14 protein-coding genes are annotated in these 13,489 nt (G+C 69.7%); 6 read left to right on the forward strand and 8 right to left on the reverse strand.

Annotated elements, in window-relative coordinates:
* The first annotated feature begins 16 nt into the window (after positions 1 to 16).
* Together SSP08S_RS23645 and SSP08S_RS55730 are read left to right on the forward strand one after the other, a co-directional pair.
* Complete coding sequence (locus SSP08S_RS23645; RefSeq protein ID WP_019070117.1) at positions 17 to 1,441, forward strand: non-oxidative hydroxyarylic acid decarboxylases subunit C; 1,425 nt, start codon at positions 17 to 19, stop codon at positions 1,439 to 1,441.
* Between the two features lie 38 nt (positions 1,442 to 1,479).
* Positions 1,480 to 1,743 (forward strand): non-oxidative hydroxyarylic acid decarboxylases subunit D, encoded by a 264-nt coding sequence (locus SSP08S_RS55730; RefSeq protein ID WP_019070118.1) that lies wholly within the window; start codon positions 1,480 to 1,482, stop codon positions 1,741 to 1,743.
* On the opposite strand, the gene SSP08S_RS23655 is transcribed toward SSP08S_RS55730, so the two are convergent.
* The 5 genes from SSP08S_RS23655 to SSP08S_RS23675 all read right to left on the reverse strand — a co-directional run bounded on the left by SSP08S_RS23655 (position 1,698) and on the right by SSP08S_RS23675 (position 6,633).
* Entirely contained in the window at positions 1,698 to 2,288 is a 591-nt protein-coding gene (locus SSP08S_RS23655) for a TetR/AcrR family transcriptional regulator (RefSeq protein ID WP_019070119.1), read from the reverse strand. The two genes, SSP08S_RS55730 and SSP08S_RS23655, sit on opposite strands and share 46 nt — an antisense overlap.
* 43 nt (positions 2,289 to 2,331) lie before the next feature.
* Positions 2,332 to 2,784 (reverse strand): hypothetical protein, encoded by a 453-nt coding sequence (locus tag SSP08S_RS23660; RefSeq protein WP_019070120.1) that lies wholly within the window; start codon positions 2,782 to 2,784, stop codon positions 2,332 to 2,334.
* Complete coding sequence (locus SSP08S_RS23665) at positions 2,774 to 4,189, reverse strand: APC family permease (protein ID WP_043259624.1); 1,416 nt, start codon at positions 4,187 to 4,189, stop codon at positions 2,774 to 2,776. The genes SSP08S_RS23660 and SSP08S_RS23665 overlap by 11 nt, the downstream gene beginning before the upstream one ends.
* Complete coding sequence (locus tag SSP08S_RS23670; RefSeq protein WP_019070122.1) at positions 4,182 to 6,089, reverse strand: primary-amine oxidase; 1,908 nt, start codon at positions 6,087 to 6,089, stop codon at positions 4,182 to 4,184. Before SSP08S_RS23670 ends, SSP08S_RS23665 begins: the two co-directional genes overlap by 8 nt.
* A gap of 124 nt (positions 6,090 to 6,213) precedes the next feature.
* Positions 6,214 to 6,633, reverse strand: coding sequence for an ATP-binding protein (locus SSP08S_RS23675; RefSeq protein ID WP_245607941.1), 420 nt, complete (start codon positions 6,631 to 6,633; stop codon positions 6,214 to 6,216).
* Between the two features lie 301 nt (positions 6,634 to 6,934).
* Here SSP08S_RS23675 and SSP08S_RS23680 point away from each other — a divergent pair, with 301 nt between their 5' ends.
* The 4 genes from SSP08S_RS23680 to SSP08S_RS23695 all read left to right on the forward strand — a co-directional run bounded on the left by SSP08S_RS23680 (position 6,935) and on the right by SSP08S_RS23695 (position 10,661).
* Positions 6,935 to 8,032 carry a PP2C family protein-serine/threonine phosphatase gene (locus tag SSP08S_RS23680; protein ID WP_026178766.1) on the forward strand — a complete coding sequence of 366 codons (1,098 nt, stop codon included), beginning with the start codon at positions 6,935 to 6,937 and terminating at the stop codon, positions 8,030 to 8,032.
* 71 nt (positions 8,033 to 8,103) lie between these two features.
* On the forward strand, positions 8,104 to 8,559 hold the full coding sequence (locus tag SSP08S_RS23685) for a MarR family winged helix-turn-helix transcriptional regulator (RefSeq protein ID WP_019070125.1): 456 nt from the start codon (positions 8,104 to 8,106) through the stop codon (positions 8,557 to 8,559).
* Positions 8,560 to 8,587: 28 nt separating this feature from the next.
* Positions 8,588 to 9,640, forward strand: a complete 1,053-nt coding sequence (locus SSP08S_RS23690; RefSeq protein ID WP_019070126.1) for an Atu2307/SP_0267 family LLM class monooxygenase — start codon at positions 8,588 to 8,590, stop codon at positions 9,638 to 9,640.
* 58 nt (positions 9,641 to 9,698) lie between these two features.
* Complete coding sequence (locus SSP08S_RS23695) at positions 9,699 to 10,661, forward strand: GNAT family N-acetyltransferase (protein ID WP_026178767.1); 963 nt, start codon at positions 9,699 to 9,701, stop codon at positions 10,659 to 10,661.
* Here SSP08S_RS23695 and SSP08S_RS23700 read toward each other — a convergent pair.
* The 3 genes from SSP08S_RS23700 to SSP08S_RS23710 form a co-directional block, all read right to left on the reverse strand.
* On the reverse strand, positions 10,648 to 11,673 hold the full coding sequence (locus SSP08S_RS23700) for a chitinase (RefSeq protein ID WP_019070128.1): 1,026 nt from the start codon (positions 11,671 to 11,673) through the stop codon (positions 10,648 to 10,650). The genes SSP08S_RS23695 and SSP08S_RS23700 overlap by 14 nt on opposite strands.
* Before the next feature lie 167 nt (positions 11,674 to 11,840).
* The gene (locus SSP08S_RS23705; RefSeq protein WP_019070129.1) at positions 11,841 to 13,010 is read right to left on the reverse strand and encodes a permease; all 1,170 of its coding nucleotides are present in this window, start codon (positions 13,008 to 13,010) and stop codon (positions 11,841 to 11,843) included.
* Between the two features lie 74 nt (positions 13,011 to 13,084).
* On the reverse strand, positions 13,085 to 13,432 hold the full coding sequence (locus SSP08S_RS23710) for a DUF2218 domain-containing protein (protein WP_019070130.1): 348 nt from the start codon (positions 13,430 to 13,432) through the stop codon (positions 13,085 to 13,087).
* Positions 13,433 to 13,489 lie beyond the last annotated feature (57 nt).

Raw genomic sequence — 13,489 nt, forward strand, 5'->3', positions numbered from 1 at the left:
CCCACGGAGTCTCCCCATGGCCTACGACGACCTGCGCAGCTTCCTGGACACCCTCGACAAGGAGAACCAGCTGCTGCGGATCACCGAACAGGTGCTCCCCGAACCGGACTTGGCCGCCGCCGCCAACGCGGCCGGCCGTATCGGCGAAGGCGCGCCCGCCCTCTACTTCGACAACGTCAAGGGCTTCACCGACGCCCGTATCGCGATGAACGTCCACGGCTCCTGGCGCAACCACGCCCTCGCCCTCGATCTGCCTCCGGACACCTCCGTGCGCGAACAGGTCGAGGAGTTCGCCCGCCGCTGGGACGCCTTCCCGGTCGCACCCGAGCGCCGCGAGGACGCGCCCTGGCGACAGATCACCCAACTCGGCCCCGACATCGACCTGTTCAAGGTCCTCCCGCTGTTCCGGCTCAACGACGGCGACGGCGGTTTCTACCTCGACAAGGCCGCCGTGGTCTCCCGCGACCCGCGCGACCCGGACCACTTCGGCAAGCAGAACGTCGGCACCTATCGCATCGAGGTCATCGGCCGCGACCGCCTCGCCTTCCAGCCCGTACCCATGCACGACGTGGCCCAACACCTGCACGCCGCCGAGGAGTTGGGCGAGGACCTGCCCATCGCTATCACTCTGGGCAACGACCCGGTGATCACGATCGTCGCCGGCATGCCCATGGGCTACGACCAGTCCGAGTACGAGATGGCCGGCGCCCTGCGCGGAGCCCCCGCCCCCATCGCCACCGCACCGCTCACCGGCTTCGACGTCCCCTGGGGCTCCGAGGTCGTCATCGAGGGCGTCGTCGAGAGCCGCAAGCGCCAGATCGAGGGCCCCTTCGGCGAGTTCACCGGCCACTACTCGGGCGGACGACGGATGCCGACGATCCGCGTGGACCGCGTCTCGTATCGCACCGACCCGGTCTTCGAGTCCCTCTACCTCGGCATGCCGTGGACCGAGGTCGACTACCTCGTCGGCCCCAACACCTGCGTCCCGCTGCTCAAGCAACTGCGCGCCGAGTTCCCCGAGGTGCAGGCCGTCAACGCCATGTACACCCACGGCCTCGCGGTGATCATCTCGACGAAGAAGCGCTACGGCGGTTTCGCCAAGGCGGTCGGCATGCGCGCGATGACCACACCGCACGGCCTCGGCTACGTCACGCAGGTGATCGTCGTGGACGAGGACGTCGACCCCTTCGACCTGCCCCAGGTGATGTGGGCGATGTCCGCCAAGGTCAACCCCCAGGACGACGTGGTCATCGTCCCGAACCTTTCGGTCATGGCACTGGCACCCGCCGCGAACACACCCGGCATCACCAGCAAGATGATCATCGACGCCACGACCCCGGTCGCACCGGACAACCGTGGCCACTTCGACACCCCGGTACGGGACCTCCCCGAGACGCCCGAGTGGGCCGACCGGCTGCGCGCCCTGATCGCCGCCCGCTGACCCGACCCACGCACCACCACCGTCAGGAGCCACCCGCCATGACCTGCCCCCGCTGCGCCCACGACACGGTCGACACCGTGACCACCTCGCCGGTGCCCGGCGTGTGGGACGTACTCCAGTGCGTCCGCTGCCTCTACATGTGGCGCACCACCGAACCCGACCGCCGCACCCGCCGGGAGGCGTACCCCGTCGAGTTCCGCATGACACCGGCCGACATCGAGACCGCCCCGGAGGTACCCGTCGTACCCCCGCTGCTCTACGGCCGCAACGAGCCCAACAGGCCGTCGAGAACCGCCTCTTGACGCAGGGGCGTGGTGGCGTGGGGCAGCAGGACCGCGTTGATCTGGAAGCCCATGAGGGCCGCGAGGAGAGTGTCGACGACCTCGTCGTCGGGTGATTCCGTGCCGATGTCGCCCTGTCGGCGGGCCTGTCGCAGATAGCCGCACATCTGCTCGCGCCAGGCCGCCATGGCGCTCTCGTGGACCCCGGCCATACGGTCGTCGTGGACGGCACGGTCCCAGAAGGCGATGACGACCCGCGCCTCCATGAGGCGTACGTCGTCGAGCGGCATGATCTCCAGGCAGAGCAGGCGCAGCGCCGCCAGGCCGGTCGCGTCGGCGATGGACTCGCGGGCGCGGACGTTGGTGCTCTCGAAGGCGTGCTGGAAGGCGGCGAGCAGGATCTCGTCCTTGTTGCGGAAGTAGCCGGTCAGCGCACCGTTGGCGTAGCCGGCCTCGGCGGCGAGGTCCCGCATGGTGACGGCGTCGAGCCCGCGTCTTGCGATCAGGGCCCATACGGCTTCGATGATCTCGCGGCGCCGCGCGTCATGATCGACGATTTTGGGCATGCACCGACCTTAATCCAGCCGCTCCGTCGCAGGTCCGACCCGGTCAGCCCAGCATGGCAGCCATGCCGAGGGCCATCATCGCGCCGCCCGCACCGCTGAGCGGACCCGCGCACGGCACACCGGGACGCAGCGCCCGGTGCATGACGGCCCCCGCCCGGGCCAGCAGCCACAGCACCACCGCAAGCGCGAACAGCCCATGGCCGTCGGCATGGTGGTGGTGCTGTCCGTCCGGAAGCCGGGACATGGCCGCCGTGACCACGGCCATCACCGCGAGGTCGGCGGCGACCGGCCCACGGGTGAACAGACACATGCCCGCCGTCACGCCCGCTCCCACGAGCAGTGGGTACGGCCCCGGGCTCCCCACCACCATCAGCAAGGTCACGGCGAGCACCACGGCGTGCGGACCCCAGCGCCGCACGGGCCCCGGCACATGCCCCGCGAGGCACAGACCGGAGCCCGTCAGCGCGACGGCGGCCGGGAGGACGTCATGCGTCACGGCGGCGCCGGACGGCGGCGGAGACCGCCCCGGCCGCGAAGAACAGGACGACGATCCCCTCGAAGAGCCGCGCGAGGGAGGCCGAACCGCCGATCAGGGTGGTGAAGTTGGCCAGCACCATGTACGTGATCCAGCACAGCCCGAGGGCGCCGAGGGCCGGCGCGAGCCGCGTGTGCCACAGGCGGGTGTCCGCCCCCGTGCGGGCGAAGAAGGCGATGATCGCGACCCCGACGAGGATCATCAGCACCAGCACCCCGAGCGTGGCCAGCCCGCTCATCCAGGTGAACAGCTCCAGCACCGGATCCGACCCCGCGAGCACGAACGCCCCCACGACCACGGCGGCCGAGACGCTCTGCACCAGCGAACCGGCGTGCGGCGAACCGTGCTTGGCGTGACTGCGGCCCAGGATCGCGGGGGCGTCGCCCTGGCGGCCGAGGGAGAAGAGATAGCGGGAGATCGCGTTGTGGAAGGCGAGCAGCGCCGCGAACAGGCTTGTCAGCAGCAGGATTTCCATGGTGTCGGAGGCGGCCGAACCGACGTACTGCCCGGCCACGGCGAAGACCAGCCCGCTCGTGTTCTTCGCCGCCGCGCCCTGTACCTCGTTCGTGCCGACCGCCAGGACGACCGCCCAGCTGGACAGCGCGTAGAAGCCGCCGATGGCGATGACCGCGAGGTAAGTCGCCCTGGGCACACTGCGCTTGGGGTCTCTCGCCTCCTCGCTGTAGATGGCGGTCGCCTCGAAGCCGACGAAGGACGCGACCGCGAACATCACCCCGATGCCCGCAGACCCCGTGCTGAAGGCACCCGGCGTGAAGGAGTCGAAGTCGATGCCGTGGGCGCCTCCTTGGGCGAGGATCGCCACCGTCATCACCGTGACGATGCCGACCTCCAGGACCAGCAGCACCGACAGCACCTTCGTGCCGACCTCGATGTTGCGGAAGCCCAGCACCGCGACCAGTCCCCACAGCACACCGGCCCACAGCCACCACGGCAGGTCGGGGCCGCCGTACTTCACCACCAGTCCCTGAAGGGTGACGCCGGACAGGCCGTAGATCCCGGCCTGGATCGTGCTGTACGTGAGCAGCGCCAGTCCGGCCGCCCCGGTGCCGGTGATCCGGCCGAGCCCGGCGGTGACGTACGAGTAGAAGGCGCCGGTGTCGACGACATGGCGGCTCATCGCGGCGTACCCGACGCTGAACAGCAGCAGGACGACGGCGACCAGGAGGTAGGCGGCCGGTACTCCGGGGCCGTTGCCGATGGCGAGCATCACCGGCAGGGCGCCGCCGATGGCGGTGAGCGGGGCGGCGGCCGCGACGACCATGAACACGATTCCGCCGACTCCGATCGAGCCACGGAGTTTTGACGGAGCGTCAACTGAGCTGCCGCTCATGGTCTGTTCAGACATGACAGCCTCCTGTGTCTGTTGTCCCGCAGTGGCCGGAGGTGCTCGGCGGCACGTCGAGGGTGGGGTTGCGGTCGAAGAAGCCGACCGGCTTGAGCGTGAAGCCCGTGGTGTCGACCGGCATGATCGGCCAGTCCTCGGGGCGCGGGGCGTGGGTCAGTCCGAAGGTGTGCCAGACGACGAGGTCCTGCCCGTCGAGGTCCCGGTCGGCGGCGGCGTACGCGGGCAGTCCCGCCCCGCCGGGATGCTGGTTGACGAAGTCGCCCGCCGGGTAGCGCTCGGCCTGGTCGTACGCGGTGACCCAGAGGTGCTTCGTGGCGAAGGCGGCGCGGGCCGCGACGGAGGACTCGGGATCGGCGAGCAGGGCCGGCTTGCCCTCCGGGTGCAGGGCGTAGGCGACCGGTCTGCCCAGCCGGTTCAGGGACCCGGGGTTGGAGATGTGCCACACGCGGTCCACGCCCGCGTCGGCCATCCGCTGGGCCTCGCTCTCCCGCGTCAGCGGGGTGCGCTTGAGGGCGAAGGCGTTGCCGCGCAGGTTGTCGGGCCCCATCGGCACCCGGACCGTCTCGATCTCCTCGACGCGGTTGACCGGGCCGTCCACGGCCATGTCCAGCCGTGCGCTGAACAGGTGTTGGTGGTACGGGGCGCCCAGGCCGGGGGCGAGTTCGGTGGCGTAGGGATAGTCGCCGCCGGGGTGGGCGGAGGTGAAGACGACGCCGGTGGCCTTGGCCTCGAACTCGATGGTGCCGTCGAGGTACAGGTACCAGTAGAAGCCGTAGTCGTAGTTCCCGACCGTGGTGAAGAAGGAGAGCACCATGCGCCGTTGGCGCCGGGTCTCGGTCGAGCCCGCCCAGAGGTCGGTGTGCTTCCAGAGGATGCCGTAGTCCTCCTCGTGCAGACAGACGGCGTTGGTGAGCGTCTGCGGTGTGCCGGTCTCGTCGGCGATCACCGCGTCGAGGTAGGTGATGTCGCCGAGACAGTCGCAGCCGAGCTGGAGCGCGTTGGCGTAGCGCCCGATGAGGTACTCGCCCGTGTCGAAGTAGTTCTGCCAGGACCGCACGGGGGAGGGGTCGGCGTACGGCACGACCATCTCGGCGATCGACGCACGATGGATCACCGGGCGTCCGGCGAAGGCAAGTTGATGGAGGATCAGCCCCTCGCGGGCGTCGAAGCCGATGCGCAGCGACCAGTTCTCCCACGTCAGGGTGTTGCCGTCGAGGGTGAAACTGGGGCCCTGCGGCTGGGTGATCTCGATGGGCTTCAGGGTGGTGCGCGGCGGACCGGTGACGGCCGGGTCGTCGAAGTTCCCCGACTCCGCGGGCACCGGCACCGGTCCGTGGTCGATGACCTGGTCCACGCTCCGGTTCAGGACGTCCACGTAGGCGACGAGCCCGTCGACGGGATGCGCCCAGGCGTGGTCCTTGGCGTGTTCCTGCACGAAGGCCAGCCCGCGCAGGATGCGGCGGCCCCGCTCCTGCGGATACTCGGCGTCGTACACCCCCGCGGAGAGCGGGGCGACGCGCACCGAGTCCACGTCCAGGCCGCGGTCGGCCAGCGCGGCCAGCCAGCGCGGGTCCTTGGCGAGGACTTCCTCGACGATCGCGAACTCCGCGTCCAGTACCGGGAGTTGCCCTTCCGTCGCGGCGTCGATCAGCCGGTGCGACACGACCCGCGACTCGGTCAGGGAGACCGTCGCGTCGCAGGAGGGACCGCCGGAGATGTCGAGCAGCAGGACCCGCAGCCGGCGATCGCCTTGCTCCGGTGCGGACTTGGGCGGGTCGAGGAGCCCGAGGTAGGCGAAGCGGGTGGCCTCGGTGACCAGACCGGCCGCCGCGAGCAACTCGCGGGCGGAGGTGATCTCTTCGGGGGTGAGCGGGTCGAGGGGATGTGGAGCGGCAGCCATACGGGCCTCCGGGGGATTTTTTTCTCTACGTCCGTAGAGCAAAAAATCGCGCGGCCACGTTTCGCTCGGCAGTACGCCCGCGTTGCCTTGCTGTTAAGTCCCGGGAGTCGGATCAGGAGTCGGGTCAGATGGCCAGGATCGCCCGCACCCGCTTGCCGCCCCCGGTGAGCGGGGTGACATCGAGGCGGTGGGCCAGGCAGCGGACCATGGCGAGGCCGCGTCCGCTCTCGCCCTCGGCCGTCAGTGGCCGCACCCGGGGCGGGGTCGGATTGCCGTCGTAGACCTCGACCGTGACGCGCTCGTCGGACAGTTGGAGCCGCAGCCGGCACTCGCCGCGCCCGTGTTCGGTCGCGTTGGCGACCAGTTCGGACACGATGAGCGTCGCGTCGTCGATCTGCTCCTCGTCCACCCGCGCCATCCGGCTGCGTGAGCGGGTGAGGAACTCCGATGTCAGCTTTCGTGCCTGCCCCGCCGCCGCGGCCTCGTCCGGCAGCAGGTACTCCACGCGTACGGAACGCCTATGGGTACGCCTATGCGTACGCATGGCGAATCACTTCCCCTCCTAGGACACCCGGTATCCCCGCGGTGTCACCGCACCGGGGCCGCTGCATCTCTTGCGCGGCGGGTCCTTCACACTTCACTTGCCCGGAGTCCGTGATCGCCAACCGGCCTGCGCCGATTGGTTGTCGCCGATCAGGAAATGTCAGTTCTCGGAATCAATTGGGTAAAGGGCCGGGCACTTCCGAGGGGTTGCCTGGCAGCCTTGCGATGTCCAAGGTGGGGGAGGGACCCCTGCGCGGAAGGCGAGGGCGGCTCCGGATGCCGCGACGCCGTTGGAGTGGACCATGGCCGCAATGAAGCCGCAGCGCAGTCTCTCGGTGCTGACCTGGCTGCCCGCCGCGGTGATGGCGGTCGTCGCCGTGGGGGACCTCGTCACCGGCCCCGGACTCGGCTTCCTGCCCCTGGCCTCCCTCGGACCGGCCTTCGCCGGACTCGTCGGCGGCTGGCGCCGCACCGCGTGGTTCGGCGCGGCGGCCCTCGCCCTGTGCGTCGGACTCGGCCTCTACGACGGCCTGTTCCAGGAGCGAAGAGGCTTCCTGGCGATGGTGTCGGTGGTGGGCGTGACCGGCGCGGGCATCGCCGCCGCCGTGATGCGCGGACGCCGCGAGGCCGAACTGGCCAGCGTGCGGTCCATCGCGGAGGTCGCCCAACGTGTCCTGCTGCGCCCGGTGCCGCTGACCGCCGGCCCGCTCCAGGCGGCGGTGTCGTACACCTCGGCCGTCGCGGAGGCACGGATCGGCGGTGACCTCTACGAGGTGGTCGCCTCCCCGCACGGCGTCCGGGTCATCGTCGGCGATGTGCAGGGCAAGGGCCTGGCCGCCGTCGAGACGGCCGCCGTTGTCCTCGGCGCGTTCCGGGAGGCCGCGCACGACGAACCCGACCTGGTCGGACTCGGCGAACGCCTGGAGCGCAGCGTCTCCCGCGTCCTGTCCGACGAGAAGTTCGTGACCGCCGTCCTCGCCGAGATCGGCACCGACCACGAGGTGCTCTTCCTCAACTACGGCCACCCGCCCCCGATGGTCGTACGGCGCAACGGCACCGCCGACTTCCCGGCACCGCCCGCCTACGCCCCTCCGCTCGGCCTCGGCGGCGCCCAGGGCGGCGAGCCCCCGAAACCGTTCCCTGTGTGCTTCGCACCGGGTGAGCAACTGCTCCTCTACACCGACGGCGTCACCGAGGCCCGCGACGAGGACGGCACCTTCTATCCGCTCGGCGAGCGGGCACATCTACTGAAGGAACCCGACGCGCAGAGCGCGCTCGACTCCCTGCGCGAGGACCTCGTCCGCCATACGGCCGGCCCGCTCCACGACGACGCGGCGATGCTCCTGCTGCGCTATCACGGGCATGGGGAGACAGCGGGGGAGACCTCGCCCCTCGGGTGAGCAAGAGAGCTGTGCTGAGCCCTTTCTGCTGCCGAAAAGTCATTGCTGCGTCAATCAAGTAAACTGGTGCCATGACCACCCCCGAGCAGCCGCTGCACCCCATGAGCCCGCACGAAGAGGCGCTGGTGCGCGAACTCGCGCGGGTGATGCTCGTGCTGCCCCGCGCGGTCGACGCCGACATGATGCGCGAGCAGCGCCTGCCGCTGTCCGAGTACACGACCCTCATGCACCTCTCCGAGGCCGCGGACCGCCGGATGCGCATGAGCGAGCTGGCCTCCGTCTGCAACCTCTCGCTGAGCGGCATGACCCGGATCGTCGCCCGCCTGGAGACACAGGGCCTGGTCGGACGGGAACGCTGCGCCGAGGACGCCCGCGGCTGGAACGCCGTCCTCACCGACCAGGGCCTCGCCCGCCTCCAGGAGGCGTGGCCCGCCCACCTCGCCAGCGTCCGCCGCCATGTCCTCGACCACGTCGACGCCGACGACCTGACCCGGCTCCTCGGCGTGATGCGCCGTATCGCCACCTGACCCACCGAGCAGACCCAAGGAGTACGACATGACCACCCCCACCAGTACCGACGGCGTCACGCTCGGTCTCGACACGTTCGGCGACGTCACGAACGGCACGGACGGCAAGCCGCTGACCCACGGCCAGGCCATCCGCCGCCTCGTCGAGGAAGGAGTCCTCGCCGACCGGGTCGGCGTCGACCACTTCGGCATCGGCGAGCACCACACCGAGGCGATGCCCCTGTCGGCGGCGGACGTCGTCCTCGCGGCCATCGCGGCGCGCACCTCGAACATCCACCTCAGCTCGGCCGTCACCGTGATCAGCTCCGACGACCCCGTCCGCGTCTACCAGCGCTACGCCACCCTCGACGCCGTCTCAGCCGGCCGCGCCGAAGTCATCCTCGGCAGAGGCTCCAGCACCGAGTCCTTCCCGCTCTTCGGCTACGACCTGAACGACTACGAGGAACTCTTCGAGGAGAAGGTCGCCCTCTTCGCCGAACTGCTCAAGGAGAAGCCCGTCACCTGGTCCGGCAACACGCGTGCCGCCCTCGACGGCGTCTCCGTCTACCCGCACAGCGAGACCGGCTCGATCCCCACCTGGATCGGCGTCGGCGGCAGCCCCCAGTCGGTGATCCGCACCGCCCAGTACGGGTTCTCCCTGATGCTGGCGATCATCGGCGGGGACATAGCCCGCTTCGCCCCGTTCTCCCAGCTGTACCGGCGGGCGCTGGCGGAGTTCGGCCACTCCGCGCGGCCCATCGGCGTGCACGCGCCCGGCCATGTCGCCGCCACCGACGAACAGGCGGTGGAGGAGTTCGTCCCGGCCTTCCAGGAACTGATCCGCAGCGTGGCCCGGGAACGCGGCTTCCGCACCCCGACCCGCGAGAGCCTCATGCGCGACGTCGGCCCCGGCGGCGCCCTGCACGTCGGATCGCCCGAGACCGTGGCCCGCAAGATCGCCGACACCCTGAAGACCCTCGACGCGACCCGCTTCAACCTGAAGTACGGCATCACCGGAATGCCCCACGACACCCTGATGACCAACATCGAGCTCTACGGCACGAAGGTGGCGCCCCTGGTGCGGGAGTTGATGGCCGACTGAACGACGGGGGCGCGGAAACTCCGTTGCGGGCCGGGGGCCGTCACCCGACAGTGGGTTCATGACCGCCCCCACACCATTGCCGCCCGGCCTGCGCGTCCGCCCGGCGACACCCGACGACGCGGTGGCGGTCTGCGCCCTGCTCAATGAGGTCGACCTGCTGGAGATCGGCCGTCCGGACACCGAACTGGCCGAGATCCAGGCGGACTTGAAGCACCCCGAAGTGGACCTGGAGCGCGACTCCTGGCTGCTCTTCGAGGGCGCCCGCCTGATCGGCTACGGCCTGCTGTGGGACGACTCGGGCGGCGAGCGGATCGACATCGACCACTACATCGTGCCGGGCCAACTGCCGGGCGCTCTGCACTTGTTCGACCTGATGGAGGCCAGGGCCGCGGAGCGCGCCGCCGTCAACGGAGCGCCCCGCGCCGTGGTGCATCTGCACCTCACCCTGAACCCCACCATGGATCTGCCCGCACTGCGCGCCCGGGGCTGGCAGCCGGTCCGCCGCTACAACGTGATGGCCCGTCAACTGTCACCGTCGGACGACCCGTTGCCCGCCTCCCCGCCCGGCGTCACCCTGCGCACCTGCCTGGAGGAGGCCGACCGGCGCATCGCCCACGCGCTGCTCCAGGAGGCCATGACCGAGCACTTCGACTTCCAGTACCGCACGTACTCACAGTGGCTGGACGACATCGACGCCGAGCGGGTCGACTGGTCGCTGATCTGGATCGCCCACGTCGACGGCCTCGGGGACGTCGCGATGCTGCGCACCCACAACGACCGCGCCTCGATGGCCTGGATCGGCAACCTCGCCGTGCTGCGCCAGGCCCGAGGCCGCGGCCTGGGCAGCCACCTCCTGCGCTACGGCTTCGGCCACTACGCGGCGCTGGGCCGCGACCGCGTCGGCCTGGGCGTGGACACCGACAACACGAGCAAGGCGCTCGCCCTGTACGAACGGCACGGCATGACCCTCGACTTCGGGGTCGACACCTGGGAGTTGATCGTCCCCGTCACCGGCGGGTGAACGACTTGAAGGTGTGGCTGAAGTACCAGGTGTCCTGGGCGATCCCGGAGCAGTTGTTGGCACCGCCGGTGCCCACGCAGTTGCCGTTGTCGCGCTGGAGCGCCCAGAAGGAGAGCGTGTTGATGCCCCGGGCGACGGCCCACTTCTTCACCGTGACGGCGTTGTCCGTGGTGAAGGTCTCGGCGGGGCCGAAGTCGTCGATGCCGGGCATCTCGGTGACGCCGATCGTCTTCCACAGCTTCGCCGGGTTCTTCTTCGGGTACAGCGCGGCGAGTTGGGCGTGCAGGCCGGTGGCGGCGGTCTTGGTGTCCTCCGCCATGTCGTGAGTGGCGCCGTCGTAGTAGTCGAACGTCATGATGTTGACGACGTCGACGCGCGCGCCGTTGTCGACCGCGTTCTGCAGCAGGGCCACGCCGTTGGGTGCGAGACCGGTCGTGGTCGTCGGCAGCGTGTAGGAGAACTCCACGCTGCGGCCGGTGCGTTCGGCCCAGCGCTCCACCTTGGCGATCGCCTTGTTCCGGCGGTCGATGCCGGCGGTGTTGTTGATGGAGTCGGCCTCGATGTCGAGGTCGATACGGCTCACGCCGTAGGTCGTGACCAGGCTCTCGTAGACCTTGGCGATGGCGTCGACATCGGTGCAGCTGTCGGCCAGTTCGGTGTTGGTGGTGTCCGCGCTGTAGCCGCCGAAGGACGGGATGACGTTGCCGCCGCGCGCCTGGATCGTCGCGATGTCCTTGCCGAAGGTCGACCTGTCGATCGGCTGGGCGGGCTGGCCGTTCCAGTACGCCGTGCACGAACCGGGCGCCTCGGTCTGCAGGAAGGCCATCGTGAGGTACTTGTTGCCCGAGGCCGCGGCGAGCGCGGCCGGACTCTCGCCGGTCCACGCCTCGAAGTACGGCGCCGCGACATGGTCCGGCATGGGCCGCGCGCGATGATCGGCGCTCGCGGCACCCCCGCCGAGGGCGACGAGCCCCGCGGACAGGGCCGTTACGGCCGTACAGGACAGTGACACGCGAAGAGGCCCAGGTCGTCTCATTGACGCTCCCATGCTGAAAGGAGAGAAGTCGCCCCGGACCGGGGCGAACAGCGACCATATTTGGACTAGACCAATCGTCTGTCAAGGTTCTTTACAGTGAACTGACCGGTACGCTGCGGGAATTCGTCGCGAGCCGTCCCGGGTCAGTGGTGGTGCTCGTGCTGTTGGTGCTGCTCGCCGTGGTCCGGCGAACCGCCCATCATCCGCAGCATCGCCGGGCCGCCGCTGCGCAGGAACCGTACGACCAGGCTCGCGGCCAGCAGCAGGAAGGCGATGTTCAGCCAGGTCGTGTAGTTCCAGGTGATGCCGTCGTCGGGGATCGTGGCGTCGGCCTGGTCGGGGATCAACCCCAGCCCGCCGAAGGCGAATTCGACGATGTAGCCGGCGACGGCCATCGCCGAGAAGAACGTGACCAGCAGGAAGCCGGCCATCCGGGCGCCGTAGTACTTCCGGTAGATGTTCAGGATCGGCAGGATCAGCAGGTCGGCGTAGATGAAGGCGATCACCCCGCCGAAGCTGATGCCGCCCTTCCACAGGACCACCGCGAGGGGCACGTTGCCGATCGAGCAGACGAAGGTCGCGATGGCCACCAACGGGCCGACGAGCGGGCCGACCAGCTTCGCGGCGAGGGGGTGGTCGGCGAGGAAGAACGTGTGCCAGAAGCTGTCCGGCACCCACGCGGCGATCGCGCCCGCGATCAGCAGCCCGGCCACCAGGTCGCGCAGGATCGCGGCCCACTCCATCACGAAGATGTGCGCGACGGACGTGAACCCGTCCCGCGAGAACAGCCGGCGGACGAAACTGCCCTCGCCCCCGATCGACATGTCCATCGCCGCATGCCCCTCCATGGAACCGGCCAGCCCGCGCTCCGCCTGCTCCTGCGCCTGGTGCAGCAGACGCTGGCGCAGGAAGAGCCGGAACAGCGCGGCGAGTACGACGATCATGATCGGTCCGCCGACGAACTCGGCGGCGGTGAACTGCCAGCCCATCAACAGGGCCAGGATCACGCCGAGTTCGACGACCAGATTGGTGGAGGCGATCTCGAAGGCCATGGCCGCGGTGAAGTTCGCGCCCTTGCGGAACAGGGAACGCGCGAGCGCGACAGCGGCGTAGGAACACGACGACGAGGCCGCGCCGAGCCCGGCGGACAGTGCCAGCGTGCGTGGCCGGTCGTCACCGAGCAGCCGTACGACCGTCGACCGGCGCACCACCGCCTGCACGACGGCGGAGAGTGTGAAGCCGAGGATCAGCGCCCAGGTGACCTCCCAAGTCATCGAACCGGCAATGGACAACGCGTGCCCGATCGCTCCCATGAATCCGCCCCTCTCCGGTGTGCGTCTGGCTGGACTATACCCCTAGGGGGTATCTGACGCACGGAGGGCGGCGGCTACGGCGACGGTTGCCACTCCACCCGCAACGGGTCACGCCTGCTGAACCTGTCGATGTGCGTGGTGACGAGCTCCTGAAGTCGCCCCAGGTTCTCCTGGTTCTCGGCCTCGACGCGCACGCGCAGCGAGCCGGGGGTGGCCCGGAGGGTGCACTGCCCCCATGGGAGGCGGAGTACCCCGTCGCTGTCCGTCCACTCGACATGGATCTGGTCGGTGGGGACGTCCGGGAGCGCGTGCGCCCGCGGGCGGTGGGTCAGATGGCGGCCCTTGTTGTCGAAGTGTTTGCAGAGTTGCGCGAGATACCGGCTGGGGCGTTCGGTGACTATGCGTGCTTCGGAGGTGTGCATGGGTACCTCGGTTCGGTCGTCCGGTTCCGCGGCGCGTGCTTCCTCGGCAGCTTTATC

Source organism: Streptomyces hokutonensis (assembly GCF_000376565.1).
Taxonomy (GTDB): Bacteria; Actinomycetota; Actinomycetes; order Streptomycetales; family Streptomycetaceae; genus Streptomyces; species Streptomyces hokutonensis.

Bases quoted from the DNA above. Each gene is read 5' to 3' on its own strand.
- SSP08S_RS23645 (WP_019070117.1), top strand. From the start codon at position 17: ATGGCCTACGACGACCTGCGCAGCTTCCTGGACACCCTCGACAAGGAG.
- SSP08S_RS55730 (WP_019070118.1), top strand. From the start codon at position 1,480: ATGACCTGCCCCCGCTGCGCCCACGACACGGTCGACACCGTGACCACC.
- SSP08S_RS23655 (WP_019070119.1), bottom strand. From the start codon at position 2,288: ATGCCCAAAATCGTCGATCATGACGCGCGGCGCCGCGAGATCATCGAA.
- SSP08S_RS23665 (WP_043259624.1), bottom strand. From the start codon at position 4,189: ATGTCTGAACAGACCATGAGCGGCAGCTCAGTTGACGCTCCGTCAAAA.
- SSP08S_RS23670 (WP_019070122.1), bottom strand. From the start codon at position 6,089: ATGGCTGCCGCTCCACATCCCCTCGACCCGCTCACCCCCGAAGAGATC.
- SSP08S_RS23675 (WP_245607941.1), bottom strand. From the start codon at position 6,633: ATGCGTACGCATAGGCGTACCCATAGGCGTTCCGTACGCGTGGAGTAC.
- SSP08S_RS23680 (WP_026178766.1), top strand. From the start codon at position 6,935: ATGGCCGCAATGAAGCCGCAGCGCAGTCTCTCGGTGCTGACCTGGCTG.
- SSP08S_RS23685 (WP_019070125.1), top strand. From the start codon at position 8,104: ATGACCACCCCCGAGCAGCCGCTGCACCCCATGAGCCCGCACGAAGAG.
- SSP08S_RS23690 (WP_019070126.1), top strand. From the start codon at position 8,588: ATGACCACCCCCACCAGTACCGACGGCGTCACGCTCGGTCTCGACACG.
- SSP08S_RS23695 (WP_026178767.1), top strand. From the start codon at position 9,699: ATGACCGCCCCCACACCATTGCCGCCCGGCCTGCGCGTCCGCCCGGCG.
- SSP08S_RS23705 (WP_019070129.1), bottom strand. From the start codon at position 13,010: ATGGGAGCGATCGGGCACGCGTTGTCCATTGCCGGTTCGATGACTTGG.
- SSP08S_RS23710 (WP_019070130.1), bottom strand. From the start codon at position 13,432: ATGCACACCTCCGAAGCACGCATAGTCACCGAACGCCCCAGCCGGTAT.